At 71.8% G+C, this 18,423-nt stretch carries 13 protein-coding genes and 1 pseudogene; 8 read left to right on the top strand and 6 right to left on the bottom strand.

Features of this window, described 5'->3' with window-relative positions; genetic code table 11:
• Nucleotides 1-36: 36 nt before the first annotated feature.
• Nucleotides 37-846 (top strand): annotated as a pseudogene (locus ACYQ8Q_RS13740) (DMT family transporter); the annotation flags it as partial.
• Nucleotides 847-1,369: 523 nt separating this feature from the next.
• Here the strand turns inward: ACYQ8Q_RS13740 and ACYQ8Q_RS13745 are convergent.
• The gene (locus tag ACYQ8Q_RS13745; RefSeq protein WP_460064848.1) at nt 1,370-4,375 is read right to left on the bottom strand and encodes a bifunctional [glutamine synthetase] adenylyltransferase/[glutamine synthetase]-adenylyl-L-tyrosine phosphorylase; all 3,006 of its coding nucleotides are present in this window, start codon (nt 4,373-4,375) and stop codon (nt 1,370-1,372) included.
• A gap of 228 nt (nt 4,376-4,603) precedes the next feature.
• Here ACYQ8Q_RS13745 and ACYQ8Q_RS13750 point away from each other — a divergent pair, with 228 nt between their 5' ends.
• Nucleotides 4,604-5,017 carry a VOC family protein gene (locus tag ACYQ8Q_RS13750; RefSeq protein WP_460064849.1) on the top strand — a complete coding sequence of 138 codons (414 nt, stop codon included), beginning with the start codon at nt 4,604-4,606 and terminating at the stop codon, nt 5,015-5,017.
• A 15-nt stretch (nt 5,018-5,032) separates the two neighbouring features.
• Here the strand turns inward: ACYQ8Q_RS13750 and ACYQ8Q_RS13755 are convergent, their stop codons facing one another.
• Nucleotides 5,033-6,124 (bottom strand): S8 family peptidase, encoded by a 1,092-nt coding sequence (locus ACYQ8Q_RS13755; RefSeq protein ID WP_460064851.1) that lies wholly within the window; start codon nt 6,122-6,124, stop codon nt 5,033-5,035.
• 84 nt (nt 6,125-6,208) lie between these two features.
• Complete coding sequence (glnA, locus tag ACYQ8Q_RS13760) at nt 6,209-7,570, bottom strand: type I glutamate--ammonia ligase (RefSeq protein ID WP_340380431.1); 1,362 nt, start codon at nt 7,568-7,570, stop codon at nt 6,209-6,211.
• A 322-nt stretch (nt 7,571-7,892) separates the two neighbouring features.
• On the opposite strand from glnA, the gene ACYQ8Q_RS13765 reads away from it, so the two are divergent.
• A complete protein-coding gene (locus ACYQ8Q_RS13765; RefSeq protein ID WP_460064854.1) occupies nt 7,893-9,080 on the top strand; it encodes a globin domain-containing protein in 1,188 nt (395 codons plus the stop codon).
• 10 nt (nt 9,081-9,090) lie between these two features.
• Here ACYQ8Q_RS13765 and ACYQ8Q_RS13770 read toward each other — a convergent pair whose 3' ends face one another.
• Nucleotides 9,091-9,558, bottom strand: a complete 468-nt coding sequence (locus tag ACYQ8Q_RS13770; protein WP_460064855.1) for an RrF2 family transcriptional regulator — start codon at nt 9,556-9,558, stop codon at nt 9,091-9,093.
• Between the two features lie 180 nt (nt 9,559-9,738).
• The gene (tnpA, locus tag ACYQ8Q_RS13775) at nt 9,739-10,155 is read right to left on the bottom strand and encodes an IS200/IS605 family transposase (protein ID WP_460064857.1); all 417 of its coding nucleotides are present in this window, start codon (nt 10,153-10,155) and stop codon (nt 9,739-9,741) included.
• Between the two features lie 28 nt (nt 10,156-10,183).
• On the opposite strand from tnpA, the gene ACYQ8Q_RS13780 reads away from it, so the two are divergent.
• From ACYQ8Q_RS13780 to ACYQ8Q_RS13800, 5 genes are all read left to right on the top strand, one after another.
• Nucleotides 10,184-11,428 carry an RNA-guided endonuclease InsQ/TnpB family protein gene (locus tag ACYQ8Q_RS13780; protein WP_460064858.1) on the top strand — a complete coding sequence of 415 codons (1,245 nt, stop codon included), beginning with the start codon at nt 10,184-10,186 and terminating at the stop codon, nt 11,426-11,428.
• A gap of 91 nt (nt 11,429-11,519) precedes the next feature.
• Entirely contained in the window at nt 11,520-12,188 is a 669-nt protein-coding gene (locus ACYQ8Q_RS13785; protein ID WP_460064859.1) for a DUF3105 domain-containing protein, read from the top strand.
• Nucleotides 12,185-12,808, top strand: coding sequence for a DUF305 domain-containing protein (locus ACYQ8Q_RS13790; RefSeq protein WP_460064860.1), 624 nt, complete (start codon nt 12,185-12,187; stop codon nt 12,806-12,808). Before ACYQ8Q_RS13785 ends, ACYQ8Q_RS13790 begins: the two co-directional genes overlap by 4 nt.
• 171 nt (nt 12,809-12,979) lie before the next feature.
• Nucleotides 12,980-14,920: a S53 family peptidase gene (locus ACYQ8Q_RS13795; RefSeq protein ID WP_460064862.1), complete on the top strand. Its 1,941-nt coding sequence runs from the start codon at nt 12,980-12,982 to the stop codon at nt 14,918-14,920.
• Nucleotides 14,921-15,017: 97 nt separating this feature from the next.
• On the top strand, nt 15,018-17,057 hold the full coding sequence (locus ACYQ8Q_RS13800) for an NAD(+) synthase (RefSeq protein ID WP_460064864.1): 2,040 nt from the start codon (nt 15,018-15,020) through the stop codon (nt 17,055-17,057).
• 116 nt (nt 17,058-17,173) lie between these two features.
• Here ACYQ8Q_RS13800 and ACYQ8Q_RS13805 read toward each other — a convergent pair whose 3' ends face one another.
• Nucleotides 17,174-18,394, bottom strand: a complete 1,221-nt coding sequence (locus ACYQ8Q_RS13805; RefSeq protein WP_460064866.1) for an MFS transporter — start codon at nt 18,392-18,394, stop codon at nt 17,174-17,176.
• Nucleotides 18,395-18,423: the final 29 nt, after the last annotated feature.

The raw sequence follows: 18,423 nt of genomic DNA on the forward strand, positions 1-18,423 counted from the left end.
CACGGTGGGTGCATGCCCCTCGCCTCCACCCTCCGTATGGCGGCCCTGGCCCTGTTCTGGGGCTCCGGCTTCCTCTGGATCAAACTGGCCCTCACCCACGGTCTGACCCCGGCCCAGATCACGATCGCCCGCTGTGCGCTGGGCACGGCCGTACTCCTCCTGCTGGCCCGCCGCTCGGGCCAACGCCTCCCCCGCGGGCGCACCATCTGGCTCCACCTCGCCGTGGCCGCACTGTTCTGCAACGCCCTCCCCTTCGCGCTGTTCGCGCTGGGAGAGCAGCGGGTCGACTCGGGACTGGCGGGGGTCCTCAACGCCACGACCCCGCTCTGGTCCCTCCTCATCGGCCTGGCCCTCGGCACCGACCGGGGCACGCACCCGGTCCGGCTCGTCGGCCTGGTCCTCGGTTTCGCCGGTACGGTCCTGATCTTCGCCCCGTGGCAGCACGCGGGTCTGTTCAGCGGGCCCGCCCTGGCCCTGCTGGCGGCGGCGGCCAGCTACGCCGTGGCCTTCGCCTACATGGCCCGCCATCTCGCCGTACGGGAGGCTGCGCCGGCCATGTCGGCGGCCCAGCTCCTGGCCGCCACGGCCTGGACCACGCTCGCCCTCCCGGTGGCCGGCCCGCTGCGCCCGGACCCGGTCGGCCTGCTGGCGGTGACCGCTCTCGGCGTCCTGGGCACGGGGCTGACCTTCCACCTCAACTACCGTCTGATAGCGGACGAGGGCGCGACGACGGCGGCGACGGTCGGCTATCTGCTGCCGGTGGTCTCCGTGGCGCTCGGCGCACTCGTCCTGGACGAGCACCTCGGCGCCCGCACCCTCACCGGCATGACGATCGTCCTGGCGGGCGTGGCACTGACCCGCGTACGCGGCACCACACCGACACCCACCACCGGGCCCGCCGCCCCATCCGCCGCAAGGCCCACCACCACGCCCGCCACCACGCCTGCGGCCCCGCCCGCCGCCGGGCCCGCAGGCCCTCCCACCGCCAGGCCCGTCACCGGGCCCGCCGTACCGCCCGCCACCACGCCCGACACCGGGACCGCTGTCCCGTCCGCCACCACACCTTCCGCCCTTCCCCCGGCCCCGTCCGCCGCCCCTCCCACCGCGGCACCCGCCACCAAACCCGTCACCGGGACCGCCATACCAGCCGCCACCAGGCCCGACGCCGGTACCGCCGTACCGTCCGCCACCACGCCTGCCACCCCTCCCCCGTCCGCTGCCCCTCCCACCCCGGCACCCGCCGCCAGGCGCGCCGTACCGCCCGTCACCGGGCCCGCCGTACCAGCCGCCGAGCCCGCCGGGCCGGCCGGTCCTTCCGCGGTCCCGTCCGACGCCGCTCCCACCGCGAGGCCCGCCACGACGCCCGCCGTCACGCCCCGTAGAACAGCTGCTCCACCACTCCCCGGGCCCGTCGGGCGGTGCGGCGATAGCCGTCCAGCAGTTCGCCCACCCGGCCCGGGCCGTACCCCAAGTAGCGCCCCACCGCGGTGAGTTCGCGGCTCTCCGAGGGGAAGGTGTCGCCGGCCCGGCCCCGGACCAGCATCACGGCGTTGCGCACCCGGGTGGCCAGCACCCACGCCTCGTCGAGAGTCTCCGCGTCCTCCGCCGAGATGAGCCCGGCCGCGCACGCGGCCCCGAGCGCCTCGCGGGTCCGGGTGGTCCGCAGTCCCGGCTCCGCCCACCCATGCCGCATCTGGAGCAGCTGCACGGTCCACTCCACGTCGGACAGCCCGCCCGGCCCGAGCTTGGTGTGCAGCTTGGGGTCGGCGCCGCGCGGCAGCCGCTCCGACTCCATCCGGGCCTTCAGCCGCCGGATCTCCCGTACGGCGTCCTCCCCGAGCCCCTCCGCCGGATACCGCAGCGGATCGACCAGCTCGATGAACCGCCGCCCCAACTCCTCGTCGCCCGCGACGGGTTCGGCCCGCAGCAGCGCCTGCGACTCCCACACCAGCGACCAGCGCCGGTAGTAGGCCTCGTACGACTTCAGCGTCCGCACCAACGGCCCCGACTTCCCCTCGGGCCGCAGATCGGCGTCGATCAGCAGCGGCGGATCGGCGCTCGGGACCTGGAGCAGCCGGCGCATCTCGGCGACCACCCGGTTCGCGGCCTCGGAGGCCTGCCGCTCGTCGCTGCCCTCCCTGGGCTCGTGCACGAACAGCACGTCGGCGTCGGACCCGTAGCCCAGTTCGTGCCCGCCGAAGCGCCCCATGCCGATCACCGCGAACCGGGTGGGCAGGGTGTCCCCCCACCCCTCGCGCACCACGGCCCGCAGCGTCCCCGCGAGCGTGGCCGCCGTCAGATCGGACACGGCGGCGCCGACCCGGTCCACCAGCGCCCCCTGGTCGGGCTCGGCGGGCTGGGTCTCGGTGCCGTAGGAACTGACGATGTCCCCGGCCGCCGTACGGAACAGTTCGCGCCGGCGCACTCCGCGGGCCGCGGTGACCGCCTGCTCGGCGTTCTCCGCGCGCCCCACCGTGGCCAGGGTCTCCTGCTCCAACGGGGCCCGCCCGCGCGGCTGGAGCCCACCGCCGTCCCCGTCGCCGTCGCCGAGCAGGGCGACGGCCTCGGGGGCCCGCAGCAGCAGATCCGGGGCGAGGCGTCCGGCCGACAGCACCCGGGCGAGGTTCTCGGCGGCGGCCCCCTCGTCCCGCAACAGCCGTAGATACCAAGGGGTCTTGCCCAACGCGTCCGACACCTTGCGGAAGTTGAGCAGTCCGGCGTCCGGGTCGGCGGAGTCGGCGAACCAGGCGAGCAGCACGGGCAGCAGGGTGCGCTGGATGGCGGCCTTGCGGGTGACGCCGGAGGCGAGCGCCTCCAGATGCCTGAGCGCGGCGGCGGGATCGGCGTACCCGAGGGCGACCAGCCGCTCGCGTGCCGCCTCCAGGCTCAACCGGGCCTCGCCGGTGGCTAGTTGGGCGACGGCGTCGAGCAGCGGGCGGTAGAAGATCTTCTCGTGGAGGCGCCGGACCACGGCCGCGTGCCGCTTCCACTCCCGGTTCAGCTCCGCCACCGGGTCGGTCCGCAGGCCGAGCGAGCGCCCGAGGCGCCGCTGATCGTCCTCGTCCGCGGGAACGAGATGGGTCCGCCGCAGCCGGTACAGCTGGATGCGGTGCTCCATCGACCGCAGGAACCGGTAGGCGTCGTCGAGCTGCACGGCGTCGGAGCGCCCCACGTACCCGCCGGCGGCCAGCGCCTGCAGGGCGTCCAGGGTGGTCCCGCTGCGCAGCGAGGCGTCGGACCGCCCGTGCACCAGCTGGAGCAGCTGTACGGCGAACTCGACGTCCCGCAGCCCGCCGGGCCCGAGCTTCAGCTCGCGCTCGACCTCGGCGGCCGGGATGTTCTCGACCACCCGCCGCCGCATCTTCTGTACGTCGACGACGAAGTTCTCCCGCTCGGCGGCCTTCCACACCAGCGGCTCGACGGCGGCGACGTACTCGGTGCCCAGGTCCAGGTCGCCCGCCACCGGCCGGGCCTTGAGCAGCGCCTGGAACTCCCAGGTCTTGGCCCACCGCTGGTAGTAGGCGAGATGGCTGCTGAGCGTCCGCACCAGCGGTCCGTTGCGCCCCTCGGGCCGCAGATTGGCGTCGACCGGCCAGATCGACCCCTCCACGGTGGTCTCGGAGCAGATCCGCATCATGTGCGAGGCCAGCTTGGTGGCGGCCCGCAGGGCCTTGCCCTCGTCGGCCCCTTCCACGGCCTCGCCCACGAAGATGACGTCCACGTCGGAGACGTAGTTCAGCTCGTGGCCGCCGCACTTGCCCATGGCGATGACGGCGAGCCGGCACAGCGCGGCGTCCTGCGGGGCGGCCGCCATCGCGATCCGCAGCGCCGCGCGCAGGGTGGCGGTGGCGAGGTCGGCGAGTTCGGCGGCGGTCTCGGCGACATCGGTCGTCCCGCAGACGTCCCGGGCCGCGATCGACAGCAGACAGCGCCGGTAGGCGACCCGCAGCGACACCGGATCGTCCGCCGGTGCGAGGCCCCGCTCGAACTCCTCCACCCCGGGGTGCAGGTCCCGGGGCTCATAGGTGAGCAGTGCCTCCCAGTCCCGCGGGTGCCGGGCCAGATGCTCGGCGAGCGCGGCGGACGCCCCCAACACCCCCAGCAGCCGGTCCCGCAGGGGCTTGGCCGCTATCAGCGTGTCGAGCAGTCCGCGCCGGGCCGTGTGATCGGACTGCGCCTCCAGCAGCCGGACGAGACCGCGCAGCGCGAGATCCGGGTCGGCGACCGCGCCCAGCGCCTCCAGCAGGATGGGATCGCTGCGCACCGCGGACAGCTCGGGCCCGTCGAGCAGCCGTTCGGCGGCGGAGGGATCGGTGAACCCGTGCCGCAGCAGCCGCGTGAAGGTACTGCTCCTGCGTCCCGGCGCCGCCGTCATCCCCGGCCTCCTCGACTCCGCTGACTCCACTGGTTCCACCGACTCCGATCAAGGTCGTACGCACTTGAGCGTAACCGGAGAGGTGCGGGGAAGCGCCGGGGCGAGGGCGGGTGGGTTCCCGATGACCGGTGGCGCCGCGGACGGTTTTCGGCTTCGGTGAAGGGGAGCCGTTGCCTAGGCCTGGGAGGACCGGGGATGTAGTACACGCTCGAAGTGATCCCGCTGCCCGTGAGCGACATCGACCGGGCCCGTGACTTCTACCGCGACAAGGCCGGTTTCCATGTGGACATCGACCAGGAGGTCATGCCCGGCATGCGGATCGTGCAGCTGACGCCGCCGGGCTCGGGCTGCTCGATCGCGCTGGGCGACAGCATCTGGGAGGCGGTGCGGGGTCCTCGCCCCGCCCCCGGCTCCTACCAGGGGCTCCAGCTGTGCGTGGCCGACATCGACGCCGCCCGCGCGGAACTGGTGGAGCGGGGCCTGGAGGTCTCCGAGCCGGTCCGCTACACCCCCGACGACGGCGCCACCTTCCTGTACTTCAGCGACCCGGACGGCAACGGCTGGGCGGTCCAGGAGTACCGCCGCCGGGCCGAGGAACCCCTGCACCGGGTCCTCGCGGAGGCGGCCCGGCAGACCCCGTGACCCGCTCCCCGCGGATCAGATGCCGCCGGTGTTGAGCAGCCGGTTGGGCGTGTCGGAGCGGACGCCGCGGACGACACCGCGGGTGGCCGTGCGGTCGAGCCAGACGTGGACCTGGTCGGCCGTGGCGTGGGGGTGGGCCGACAGGTAGAGCGCGATCACGCCGGTCGCGTGCGGCGCGGCCCAGGAGGTCGCGCCGCCGGTCTCCGTGTACGTACCGCCGCCGGCGAGCGCGGAGGTCACCTTCTGGCCGGGCGCGTACAGGTCCACGCACCGTCCGTAGCCCGATCCGTAGGAGCCGCTGTCGCTCCACGCGCGGTCGGCGGAGGTGGAGGCCGCGACGACGATGGTGCCGGGGACGCCGGCCGGGGAGTGCTTGCAGGCGTCGTCGTGGAAGTTGCCGGCCGACACCACCGTCGGGATCCCCGCGGCGATCATCTTCTTCACGGCGGTCTCCAGGGCCGCCGAGCGGTGGTCGAGGTTGAGCGACATGTTCACCACGGCGGGCTTCTGGGCGTGCGCGGTGACCCACTTGACCGACTTCACCAGGGCCGCCTCGGCCGCCGCCGCCGAGCCGCCGCCGTCGCTCTCGCACTGGACGCCCTGGACGCGTACCAGCTCCGCCTTGGGCGCCACCCCGTACTTGGCGCCGCCGATGACGCCCGCGACGAAGGTGCCGTGCCCGGTCCCCGCCTCGCTGAAGCAGTCGCCGGAGTCCTTCGGGCCCACGAAGTCGGCGCCGAGTCGGGCCCGTCCGCCGAACTCCTTGTGGCCGATGTCCATCCCGGTGTCGATCACGTAGACGTGCACGCCCTTGCCGGTGGCGGTCGTCGTGAGCTTCCCGTTCAGCGGCCGCGACCGCTGGTCCAGGATGTCCAGGTTCCACGGCACGTTCCGGGTGAGGCGCGCGGCCGCGGCCGGTGCGGCCAGCTTCTCCAGACCGCCGTCGGACGCCGCCGAGCCGGACGCCGCCGCCGAGCCGGACGGCGCCCCGCCCCCGGAGGCGGCCGCCCCGGCCTCCCCCGCACAGGCCGAGGCCCCGAGCACCGTCATCATGGCCACCGCGATGAGCCCGGCCTTCGTCACGTTCCGCTTCACGACGTCCCCCACTTGCCCGTTTCGTACACAGTCAGCGCACAAGACGAGCACGGGGGGCGAGCGGTTCCGGCCAGGCGGGCGGGTTTCCCGCCACGCCTACAGCACCGGCAGGTTCTTCCGCAGCTCGAACGCCGTGACCTCCGAGCGGTACTCGTACCACTCCTGCTTCTTGTTGCGCAGGAAGAAGTCGAAGACGTGCTCGCCGAGGGTTTCGGCGACCAGGTCGCTGCGCTCCATCAGGGTGAGCGCCTCGCCGAGGTTCTGCGGGAGGGGCTCGATGCCCATCGCGCGACGCTCGGCGTCGGAGAGGGCCCACACGTCGTCCTCGGCGCCCGGCGGGAGCTCGTAGCCCTCCTCGACGCCCTTGAGGCCGGCGGCGAGGAGCATCGCGTACGCCAGGTAGGGGTTGGCGCCGGAGTCGAGGGAGCGGACCTCGATGCGGGCGGAGCCGGTCTTGCCGGGCTTGTACATCGGGACGCGGACGAGGGCCGAGCGGTTGTTGTGGCCCCAGCAGATGTAGGACGGGGCCTCGCCGCCGGCACCGGCGGTGCGCTCGGAGCCGCCCCAGATGCGCTTGTAGGAGTTGACCCACTGGTTGGTGACGGCGGCGATCTCGGCGGCGTGCTTGAGCAGACCGGCGATGAAGGAGCGGCCGACCTTGGAGAGCTGGTACTCGGAGCCGGACTCGTAGAACGCGTTGCGGTCGCCCTCGAAGAGCGAGAGGTGGGTGTGCATCCCGCTGCCGGGGTGCTCGGAGAACGGCTTCGGCATGAAGGTCGCCTGGACGCCCTGCTCCAGCGCCACCTGCTTCATGACCAGGCGGAACGTCATGATGTTGTCGGCGGTGGAGAGCGCGTCGGCGTACCGCAGGTCGATCTCCTGCTGGCCGGGGGCGCCCTCGTGGTGGGAGAACTCGACCGAGATGCCCATCGACTCCAGCATGGTGATGGCCTGGCGGCGGAAGTCCATGCCGATGTTCTGCGGGGTGTGGTCGAAGTAGCCGGAGTTGTCGGCGGGCGTCGGGCGCGAGCCGTCCAGCGGGCGGTCCTTCAGCAGGAAGAACTCGATCTCCGGGTGGGTGTAGAAGGTGAAGCCCAGGTCGGAGGCGCGGGCGAGGGCGCGCTTGAGGACGTAGCGCGGGTCGGCGAAGGAGGGGGAGCCGTCCGGCATGAGGATGTCGCAGAACATCCGGGCGGTGCCGGGGGCCTCGGCGCGCCAGGGCAGGATCTGGAAGGTGGACGGGTCCGGCTTGGCGATCATGTCGGACTCGTAGACCCGGGCGAAGCCCTCGATCGCGGAGCCGTCGAAGCCGATCCCCTCGTCGAAAGCCTGCTCGAGCTCGGCCGGGGCCACGGCGACGGACTTCAGGAAGCCCAGCACGTCCGTGAACCACAGGCGTACGAACCGGATGTCGCGCTCCTCGAGCGTCCGGAGCACGAACTCCTGCTGCTTGTCCATCTTCCGCTTCCCCATCCTTGCTGGTCAGGCCGCCTGTCTCCCCGTCCCACGGGAGGCGGTCGGGCACCTGGGCATCACACCACAACAGCATTTCATGCGCGTTGCGGACCTTGATCGCCGCAGCGTCCTCGGCCTGAACGGCTCTCGTACGCCAGGTGTACTGCTCTCCCGCCCATCTTGCCTGTTCGCACCGGTATACGTAATGGCCGGATCGGCTCCCGGGTGACGTGACGGAGACCACGGGCCTTAAATTTGAGTCTCAGATGCAAGTTTTAATAGCGTCGAGGTACCGAGCCGTTCGGTCGAGCCCCAAGGAGCCCCGATGCTGTCCGAGCCGTCCGCCGCCACCGTCCGCGCCACCCTCCCCGCCGTCGGCGCGGCCATCGGCGAGATCACCGAGCGTTTCTACGCCCGTCTCTTCGCCGCCCACCCCGAACTGCTGCGGGACCTCTTCAACCGCGGCAACCAGGCCGCCGGGACCCAGCGCCAGGCCCTCGCCGGCTCCATCGCCGCGTTCGCCACGCATCTGCTGGACCACCCCGACCGGCGCCCCGACGCGATGCTGAGCCGGATCGCCCACAAGCACGCCTCGCTCGGCGTGGCGCCGGAGCAGTACGCGGTGGTCCACGAGCACCTCTTCGCCGCCATCGCCGAGGTGCTCGGCGAGGCCGTCACCCCCGAGGTCGCGGCGGCCTGGGACGAGGTCTACTGGCTGATGGCGAACGCGCTGATCGCGGTCGAGAAGCGGCTGTACGAGGAGAGCGGCGCCGCCGGGCCGCGGCCCTGGGAGGTCGTCGAGCGGATCGTGGAGAGCGAGGACGTGGTGACCTTCCGGGTGCGGCCGGCCGACGGCGGCGAGGTGCGCGCCTTCCGGGCCGGGCAGTACGTCTCCGTGGGTGTCGTGCTCCCCGACGGCGCCCGGCAGATCCGCCAGTACAGCCTCTCCGGGGCGGCGGACGACTCGGTCCGCCGGTTCAGCGTCAAGCGGGTGCGCGGCGACGGCACGACGCCCGACGGCGAGGTCTCGAACCACCTGCACGCGCGCGTACGGGAGGGTGACGTCCTCGAACTGTCGGAGCCGTACGGCGACCTGGTCCTCGACGGGGCCGACGGCACGCCCCTGCTGCTGGCCTCGGCCGGCATCGGTGTGACCCCGATGGTCGCGATGCTGGCGGACCTGGCGCAGCGCGGCCACCGCGCCCCGGTCACCGTCGTGCACGCGGACCGCACCCCCGCGTCCCACGCCCTGCGCGCCGACCACGAGGCGTACGCGGCGAAGCTCCCGGAGGCGTCCGTGCACCTCTGGTACGAGCGCGAGGCCCCCGAGGGAGCCGCCCAGGGCCTGGTCGACCTCACGGACGTCACCGTCCCGGCCGGCACGCGCGCGTACCTGTGCGGCCCGCTCCCCTTCATGCGGGCGGTGCGCTCCCAGCTGATCGGCAAGGGCGTCGCCCCCTCCGACATCCACTACGAGGTCTTCGGCCCCGACCTGTGGCTGGCGGCGGCCTGACCGGTGCCCCCTAGGGAGACGCCCCGTAGGGGGTGTGCGCGCCGGACCCCGGTGCCGGGATGCCCAGCAGCAGCGGTCCCGTCGGTTCCGCCACGATGTCCGACACCGTGAGGGGGTCGAGGGAGGCGTAGAAGGCCTCCTGGGCCCGGCGCAGGGCGCCGCGGAGGCGGCAGGCCGTGTTCAGGGGGCAGGGGGTGGCGCCCTCGCAGTCGACGACGTCGCCGTCGCCCTCGAAGGCGCGGACGATCCCGCCCACGGACGCCGTACGGCCCTTCCCGGTCAGGGCGAGGCCGCCGCCCCGGCCCCGGCGGGCGTCCAGCAGCCCGAGGTGCTGGAGTTCGGCCACGACCTTGGCCGCGTGGGTGTAGGGGACCGCCATCGCCGCCGCCACCTCGCGGGTCGTCGGGGTGTCCTCGCCCGCGACCGCGAGGCGCATCAGCACCCGCAGGGCCAGGTCGGTGGATCGCAGCAGCCGCATGGGAGAAGCGTAGATAATACGCATCTCGCCTTCAAATTATCGGCTTCGAACGGTCGAATCGCCGAGTGGCCTGGCGGGTGCCTACGCCATCCCCTGCCCTCCCCTTACCGGGTCTCTTGCAGAAAGCCCCGGCCTTCACGCCGGGGATGAACGCATCTCAAGGCTGCGCTGACGTGCACGTTAAAGCGGACGTTTTTGCTGCTCGATGTACTGGCGAACGATCGCCAACGGTGCTCCGCCGCACGATGCGGAGAAGTATGAGGGCGACCACAGGTGCCCGTGCATGACGGCGGGGTTGATCCGGCCGGTGAACTCCTGCCGTATCCGGCGAGCGGAGACGCCCTTGAGGCTGTTGACCAGTTTCGAGACGGCGACCTTGGGCGGGTAGTGCACTAGGAGGTGGACGTGATCGCGTTCGCCGTTGAACTCCTTCAGCTCCGCCTCGAAGTCCCCGCAGACCTTGCGCATGATCTCTTCGCAGCGTGTCAGCATCTCGTCGTTGAACACCCCGCGCCGGTACTTCGTCACAAAGACCAAGTGCACGTGCATCGCCGAAACAATATGCCTGCCACGCCTGTAATCGTTCTGCCCCTCCATGAGACCAATCGTAGTAGGATCTTGGGTTGTGCAGCTCCGCTACAACTACCGGGTCTACCCGGACGCCGCACAGCGCCGTGCGCTGGCCCGTGCGTTCGGGTGTGCCCGCGTGGTGTGGAACGACTGCCTGCGCGACCGGAAGGAAGCACACGCGGCAGGGCTGCCGTACACGAAGTCGGCCGAACTGTCCCGGCTTCGCATCACCCAGGCCAAACGCACCGAGGAACGCGCCTGGCTCGCGGACGTGTCGGCGGTCGTCCTGCAGCAGTCCCTGCGGGACCTGGACACCGCCTACAAGAACTTCTTCGACAGCCTCAAGGGCAAGCGGCCCGGCCGCAAGGTCGGTCCGCCCCGCTACAAGTCGAAGAAGGACACCCGGCAGTCGATCCGCCTCAACACCAACGCCTTCTCCCTCCAGGACGATGGCACGGTGTACGTGGCCAAGGTCGGCAACCTCAAGGTCAAGTGGTCCCGCCGGCTTCCTGCCGCGCCCACGTCCCTGACCGTCACCAAGGACAGCTGCGGCCGCTACTTCCTCAGCTTCGTCGTGGACACCGAGCCGGACATCCTGCCCGAGCTGGAGACCGACGCCGGTATCGACCTGGGCCTGTCCGCCTTCGCCGTCCTGTCCGACGGCAGCAAGATCGACAGCCCGCGTTTCCTGCGCCGGGCGGAGAAGAAACTCAAGCGTTTTCAGCGGGGGCTGTCCCGCAAGGTCAAGGGATCGAAGAACCGGGTCAAGGCCCGTATCAAGGTCGCTCGTCAGCACGCCAAGGTGACGGACCGGCGCCGGGACTTCCACCACCAGGTTTCCACACAGATCATTCGCGACAACCAAGCGGTGTATGTGGAAGACCTCGCGGTGTCCGGTCTCGGGCGCACCCGGCTCGCCAAGTCCGTGCACGACGCGGGATGGTCCGCGTTCGTCGGCATGCTGGAGTACAAGGCGGCTCTGCACGGCCGTACCTTCGCCAAGGTGGACCGCGCTTTCCCGTCCTCTCAGGTCTGTTCGGCCTGCGGATTCCGGGACGGCCCCAAGCCCCTGCACGTGCGGGAGTGGACGTGCGGGGCCTGCGGCACCGTGCACGACCGCGACCACAACGCAGCCCGTAACGTCCTCTTCGAAGGACGCCGAATCGTCGCCGCCGGACGGGCGGAGACGCTAAACGCCTGTGGAGCGCCGGTAAGACGGGCACGCGTGCCCGCACAGCGCCGTGAAGCAGGAAGCCCCCGGAAGGGTCACACGACCCAGGCCGGAATCCCTGGACCTTAGGCCAGGGAGCACGTCAAGATCAGTGGACTCGCTGGACACCACCCGCACCGCCCCCACCGTCCCGCCCCTTTCCCCCAGAAGGACAGGTCTCATGGGTTCCGCCGACCAGACCGGCAGCACCGCGCGCAAGGCGCGCATAGAAGAGATGCGGCGGGCCCAGCAGGCCCGTGAGCGGCGCAACCGGATCCTCGTGATCACCGCCAGCGTGGTCGCGGTCGCCGCGCTCGCCGTCGGCGGGGTGTTCGTCGTGAAGTCGCAGTCCGACGACGACTCCTCCTCCGCCGCCTCCGACTCCAAGGCCTCGGGGCACTGGGTCACCGGCTCGGACGGGGTGAAGACCTGGAAGGGCACGCTGGGGCGCACCCATGTCGCCAAGACCGTGACGTACCCGATGGAGCCCCCGGTCGGCGGCGACCACGACCCGGTCTGGCTCAACTGCAACGGCAACGTCTACACCGAGGCCGTGAACAACATGAACGCCGTGCACGCGCTGGAGCACGGCGCGGTCTGGGTGACGTACACCAGCAAGGCGGAGAAGGCCGACGTCGACGCTCTCGCGGCGAAGGTGAAGAAGACGCCGTACACGTTCATGAGCCCGGACGACAAGCAGGCCGACCCGATCATGCTCAGCGCCTGGGGCAAGCAGCGCACGGTGACCGGTGCGGACGACCCGGCCGTCGACGCCTTCTTCGAGAAGTTCGTGCAGGGTGAGCAGACGCCCGAGCCAGGCGCCTCCTGCACGGGCGGGACGATGAAGTGAGGAAGTCCGCGGGCTGGATCGCCTCGGCCGCGGCGGCGGTGCTCGTCGCGGCCGGCGCCATCACCTACGCCGTCGCCGCGGACGACGGGGGGACCGGCGCCTCGGTCCCCGCCGCCGACTCCGCCGACGCCGGGTTCGCCCGGGACATGGCCGTCCATCACCAGCAGGCCGTCGAGATGTCGTACATCGTGCGCGACCGGACGACCGACGAGGAGGTGCGGCGGCTCGCCTACGACATCGCCCAGACGCAGGCCAACCAGCGCGGGATGCTGCTCGGCTGGCTCGATCTGTGGGGGCTGCCGAAGGTGTCCTCCGACGCGCCCATGACCTGGATGGGGATGGGCGACATGGCCGACGGCGAGGACGGCGCGCTCATGCCCGGCATGGCGACGGACACCGAGCTGAAGAAGCTGGGCACGCTGAACGGCAAGCGGGCCGAGGTGTTCTTCCTCCAGCTGATGACCGCTCACCACAAGGGCGGCATCCACATGGCCGAGGGGTGCGTCGCCCGGTGCACCGTCGGCGTGGAGAAGCGGCTCGCGCAGGGCATGGTCGACGCCCAGGAGTCCGAAATCGCGCTGATGGCGGACATGTTGAAGGCGCGCGGGGCGAAAGCATAGGTCCCCATAGGGTTTTCCCTCGACTTCGCGGACTTGTCCGTCAAATCCCCCCAGCAAGCGGTCACTTGGCCGCTTCTTGGTGTTCGCATTCCCCTTGCATGAACGGTTCGTCGCAAGAGTGGCCGTCACGTCGAGTGATCCACTCGCGTCGAACCACATACAGGGGGTCCTATGAGATCCAACCGTGCCGCGCTGCGCGCCGGGGTGAGCATGGCGGCGACACTGCCCATGATCGCCGGCGCCCTCGCGCTCGGCATACCCGCGGCCCACGCCGCGGACGCTCCGGCCCGTGACACGCTGGCCGGGACCAGGCCCGCGTGGGCGACGGCCAAGGCGGACAAGGGCTCGACCTCGAACAGCGCCCAGCTGAACGCCCGCGTCTACCTCGCGGGCCGGGACGCCGACGGCCTCGCCGCCTACGCCAAGGCGGTGTCCGACCCGCGCTCCCCCGCCTACGGCAAGTACCTCTCCGCCCGGCAGGCCGCGGCCCGCTTCGGGGCGACCGCGGCGCAGGTGGCCGCGGTCAAGGCCTGGCTGACGGCGGCCGGCCTGAAGGTCACCGGCACCACCCAGCACTACCTCTCCGTCAGCGGTGACGTCGCCGCCGCCGAGACGGCGTTCGGCACCCAGCTGCACAACTACACCAAGGGCTCGAAGACCTACCGCGCGCCCGCGAAGTCCGCCTCCGCGCCGACGAGCCTCGACGGTGCCGTGCTGACCGTCACCGGCCTGGACAACGCGCCGCACAAGGCGAGCAGCAAGGACCAGCTCCCTCCGCCGGACGCGGTGTTCAAGAACTCCGGGCCGTTCTCCTCGTACTACGGCTCGAACGTCGCGAGCACCCTCCCGGACGCGTACGGCACGAAGATCCCGTACGCCGTCCAGGGCTACACCGGCAAGCAGCTGCGCTCCGCCTACGGCGCGGGCGGCTACACCGGCAAGGGCGTGCGCATCGCCATCACCGACGCGTACGCCTCGCCGACGATCGCCTTCGACGCGGCCACCTACGCGAAGAAGCACGGCGACGCCGCCTGGCGGACGGGCCAGCTGACCCAGGTCCTGCCGAAGAACTACACGAAGACCGAGGAGTGCTCGGCGGCCGGCTGGTACGGCGAGGAGACCCTCGACGTCGAGGCCGTGCACGCGGTCGCGCCGGCCGCGAACGTCACGTACGTGGGCGCCGCGTCCTGCTACGACGACGACCTGCTCGACTCGCTCAGCAAGATCGTCGACAACCACCTGGCCGACATCGTCTCCAACTCCTGGGGCGACATCGAGGCCAACCAGACGCCGGACCTGGCGGCCGCCTACGACCAGGTCTTCCAGTTCGGCGCGGTCGAGGGCATCGGCTTCTACTTCTCCTCCGGCGACAACGGCGACGAGGTCGCCAACACCGGTACGAAGCAGGTCGACACCCCCGCCAACTCGGCCTGGGTGACGGCGGTCGGCGGTACCTCGCTGGCGGTCGGCAAGGGCGACAAGTACCTGTGGGAGACCGGCTGGGGCACCGAGAAGGCCCTGCTCTCCGACGACGGCAAGAGCTGGACGAACTTCCCCGGCGCCTTCACCTCGGGCGCGGGCGGCGGCACCAGCGGCACCGTCGCCGAGCCCTACTACCAGAAGGGCGTCGTCCCGAACGCGCTGGCCACCGCCAACAACGCGGCCGGCAACCGGGTCGTCCCGGACATCTCCGCGATCGCCGACCCCAACACCGGCTTCAAGGTCGGCCAGACGCAGACCTTCCCGGACGGGTCCGCGCAGTACAGCGAGTACCGCATCGGCGGCACCTCGCTCGCCGCGCCGGTCATCGCGGCCGTCCAGGCCCTCGCCCAGGAGGCGCGCGGCGGCAAGGCGATCGGCTTCGCCAACCCGTCGATCTACTCCAAGTACGGCTCACGGGTCTACCACGACGTCACCGACGACCCCACGGGCTCCGGCCTCGCGGTCGCCCGCGTCGACTTCGCCAACGGCTACGACGCCGCCGACGGCCTGCTGACCTCCGTCCGCAGCCTCGGCAAGGACAGCTCGCTGACCGCGGTGAAGGGTTACGACGACGTCACCGGCGTGGGCACGCCCGCGAACGGCTACGTCGACTCGTACCGCAAGCACTGAGGCGCCGATGGGGTGGTGCGCGGGGGACGCCCCCGCACACCACCCCATCGCGTCGCTCTGACGATTACAGCGATCACCAGCGATTACACTGAGCCGTGTGCCTCCGTTGAACTTCTGGTCGATCTATCAGCACGGCTTCGCACGCGTCGCCGCGTGCACGGGCCACACGGTCATCGCGGACCCGCCCGCCAACGCCGAGGCGGTGCTGCGCCACGCGCGCCGGTGCGCCGAGGAGGGCGTCGCCGTCGCCGTCTTCCCGGAGATGGGCCTGTGCGGCTACTCCATCGAGGACCTGCTGCTCCAGGACGCGCTGCTCGACCAGGTCGAGGAGGCGCTCGGGGCGGTGGTGGCCGGGTCGGCCGGGCTGCTGCCGGTCCTGGTGGTCGGTGCCCCGCTGCGCCACCGCAACCGGATCTACAACTGCGCGGTGATCGTGCACCGCGGCCGGATCCTCGGGGTCGTGCCGAAGTCGTACCCGCCGAACTACCGGGAGTTCTACGAGCGCCGGCAGATCGCGGACGGCGCCGACGAGCGCGGCGGCTCGATCCGGGTCGGCGGGGCGAGCGTGCCGTTCGGCGTGGACCTGCTGTTCACGGCGGACGACGTCCCCGGTCTCACGCTGTTCGCGGAGATCTGCGAGGACATGTGGGTGCCGGTGCCGCCGAGCGCGGAGGCGGCGCTGGCCGGTGCGACGCTCCTGGTGAACCTCTCCGGCAGCCCGATCACCGTCGGGCGGGCCGAGGACCGCAAGCTGCTGTGCCGCTCGGCGTCCGCGCGCTGCCTGGCCGCGTACGTCTACGCGGCGGCCGGCCTCGGCGAGTCGACGACCGACCTGTCCTGGGACGGCCAGGCCATGGTCTACGAGAACGGCGTGCTGCTCGCGGAGACCGAGCGCTTCCCGCTCGGCGACGAGTACGCGGTCGCCGACGTCGACCTCGACCTGCTGCGGCAGGAGCGGCAGCGGATGGGCACCTTCGACGACAACCGCCGTACGCACCGGGCACGGACCGGCGACTTCCGGACGATCGCCTTCACACTCGACCCGCCGCTCACCGACCTGGGCCTGCGCCGCCGTCTGGAGCGCTTCCCGTTCGTGCCGGCCGACGCCGACCGGCTCGCCCTGGACTGCTTCGAGGCGTACAACATCCAGGTCGAGGGCCTTCAGCAGCGGCTGGCCTCGATCGGCGGCCCGAAGGTGGTCATCGGGGTGTCCGGCGGCCTGGACTCCACGCACGCGCTGATCGTCGCCGCCCGCGCGATGGACCGCGCCGGCCGTCCGCGCAGCGACATCCTGGCCTGGACCCTGCCGGGCTTCGCCACCAGCGACCACACCAAGGACAACGCGCACAAGCTGATGGACTCCCTCGGCGTCACCGCGGCCGAGCTGGACATCACGCCCACGGCACGGCTGATGCTGCGGGAGATGGGCCACCCCTTCGCCTCCGGCGAGCCGGTGTACGACGTCACCTTCGAGAACGTCCAGGCGGGCCTGCGCACCGACTACCTCTTCCGGCTGGCCAACCAGCGCGGCGGCATCGTGCTCGGCACCGGCGACCTCTCGGAGCTCGCCCTCGGCTGGTCCACGTACGGCGTGGGCGACCAGATGAGCCACTACAACGTCAACTCGGGTGTGCCGAAGACGCTGATGCAGCATCTGATCCGCTGGGTCATCAGCAGCGGGCAGTTCGGCGACGAGACCGGCGGGACGCTCGCGGCGATCCTCGACACCGAGATCAGCCCGGAGCTGGTCCCGGGCGAGGAGATGCAGTCGACCGAGTCGAAGATCGGCCCGTACGCGCTGCACGACTTCACGCTCTTCCACGTCCTGCGGTACGGCTTCCGCCCCTCGAAGATCGCCTTCCTGGCCTGGCACGCCTGGCACGACCCGGCGGACGGCGCCTGGCCGCCCGGCTTCCCCGAGGCCAAGCGGGTGGCGTACGACCTGCCCGAGATCCGGCAGTGGCTGGAGGTCTTCTGCCGCCGCTTCTTCGCCTTCGCCCAGTTCAAGCGCTCGGCGATGCCGAACGGGCCGAAGGTGTCGGCGGGGGGTTCGCTGTCGCCGCGGGGTGACTGGCGGGCGCCGTCGGACAGTTCGGCGCGGGCTTGGCTGCGGGATCTGGCGCGGTTCGACGACTGAGCGAGGCGCCGTGCCGCGCGATCGGGCAGGGCGGCTGCGGGCTCGTCGTGGCCGGTCGCGCAGTTCCCCGCGCCCCTGACGGGGGGACGGGCTTCGCCCTCGTCCCCCCGTCCGCGTCAGTGGTGCACCGCCGCCCGGGCTGGCTCGGGCACATGCGTCGCCACGATCCGCTCCTGTCCTCGGCCAAAGGCCCGCCGCCGGTCCACCCCGTACGCCACCCCCGCCACGCCCAGCCCCAGGAGCGCCAGCGCGGCGCCCGCGAGGGCCGGGGAGGTGACACCGAGACCCGCTGCCAGGGTCAGGCCGCCGATCCAGGCGCCGCCCGCGTTGGCGAGGTTGAAGGCGGCCTGGTTGGCGGAGGAGGCCAGCGAGGGCGCCGTGGCGGCCTTCTCCATGACCATGAGGTTCAGGGGGGTGCCCGCGACGAAGGCCGCGATGCCGAGCAGGACCACGGCCAGGGCGCCGGTCCACTGGGTGCGCATCATCAGCGGGAAGAGGGCGAGGACCGCGGCGAGGGAGGCCAGGCCGGCGAAGAGGGTGCGGCGCATCGCGTGGTCCGTGAGGCGGCCGCCCAGCAGGTTGCCGATCGTCGCGCCCACCCCGAACAACGCCAGCAACAGCGTCACGCTGGAGTCCGCGTAGCCGGCCGCGTCGGTCAGCATCGGCGTGATGTAGCTGTAGGCCGAGAAGAGGGCTCCGAAGCCCGCCACCGTCGTGCCGAGGGCCAGCCAGACCGGGAGGGACCTCAGGGCCGCCAGTTCGCCGCGCAGGCCCGTGGCGGGGGCGCCTGCGGTGTCGCGGGGGATGAGGACCGCCAGGGAGGCAACGGCCGCCAGGCCGATCACGCTGACGCCGAGGAAGGTCGCCCGCCAGCCCAGGTGCTGGCCCATGAGGGTGGCGGCGGGGACGCCCGCGATGTTGGCGACCGTCAGGCCGAGGAACATCAGCGACACCGAGCGCGCCTTGCGCTCCGGCGCGACCAGGCCGGTGGCGACGACCGCGCCGACGCCGAAGAAGGCGCCGTGCGGCAGGCCGCTGAGGAAGCGGGCGGCGAGGAGGGAGTCGTAGCCGGGGGCGAGCGCCGAGAGGGTGTTGCCCGCGATGAAGAGGGCCATCAGGGACATCAGCAGGGTGCGGCGGCGCATCCGGGCCGTCACCGCGGCGAGCAGGGGCGCGCCGATGACGACGCCGAGGGCGTAGGCGGAGACGAGGTGTCCGGCGGTGGGGAGGGAGAGGTGCAGGTCGGCCGCCACGTCGGGCAGCAGGCCCATCATCACGAACTCGGTGGTGCCGATGCCGAAGGCACCGACGGCGAGGGCGAGCAGCGCCAGAGGCATGGAGGGACGTGGCCTTTCGGATCGGAGGG

It is taken from the genome of Streptomyces sp. YKOK-I1 (assembly GCF_054660435.1).

Coding starts and splice junctions, on each gene's coding strand:
- tnpA (WP_460064857.1), bottom strand. CDS start 10,155: ATGGAGGGGCAGAACGATTACAGGCGTGGCAGGCATATTGTTTCGGCG.
- ACYQ8Q_RS13770 (WP_460064855.1), bottom strand. CDS start 9,558: ATGCGGCTGCTGCGATCCACCGACCTGGCCCTGCGGGTGCTGATGCGC.
- ACYQ8Q_RS13765 (WP_460064854.1), top strand. CDS start 7,893: ATGCTGTCCGAGCCGTCCGCCGCCACCGTCCGCGCCACCCTCCCCGCC.
- ACYQ8Q_RS13795 (WP_460064862.1), top strand. CDS start 12,980: ATGAGATCCAACCGTGCCGCGCTGCGCGCCGGGGTGAGCATGGCGGCG.
- glnA (WP_340380431.1), bottom strand. CDS start 7,570: ATGGACAAGCAGCAGGAGTTCGTGCTCCGGACGCTCGAGGAGCGCGAC.
- ACYQ8Q_RS13805 (WP_460064866.1), bottom strand. CDS start 18,394: ATGCCTCTGGCGCTGCTCGCCCTCGCCGTCGGTGCCTTCGGCATCGGC.
- ACYQ8Q_RS13785 (WP_460064859.1), top strand. CDS start 11,520: ATGGGTTCCGCCGACCAGACCGGCAGCACCGCGCGCAAGGCGCGCATA.
- ACYQ8Q_RS13745 (WP_460064848.1), bottom strand. CDS start 4,375: ATGACGGCGGCGCCGGGACGCAGGAGCAGTACCTTCACGCGGCTGCTG.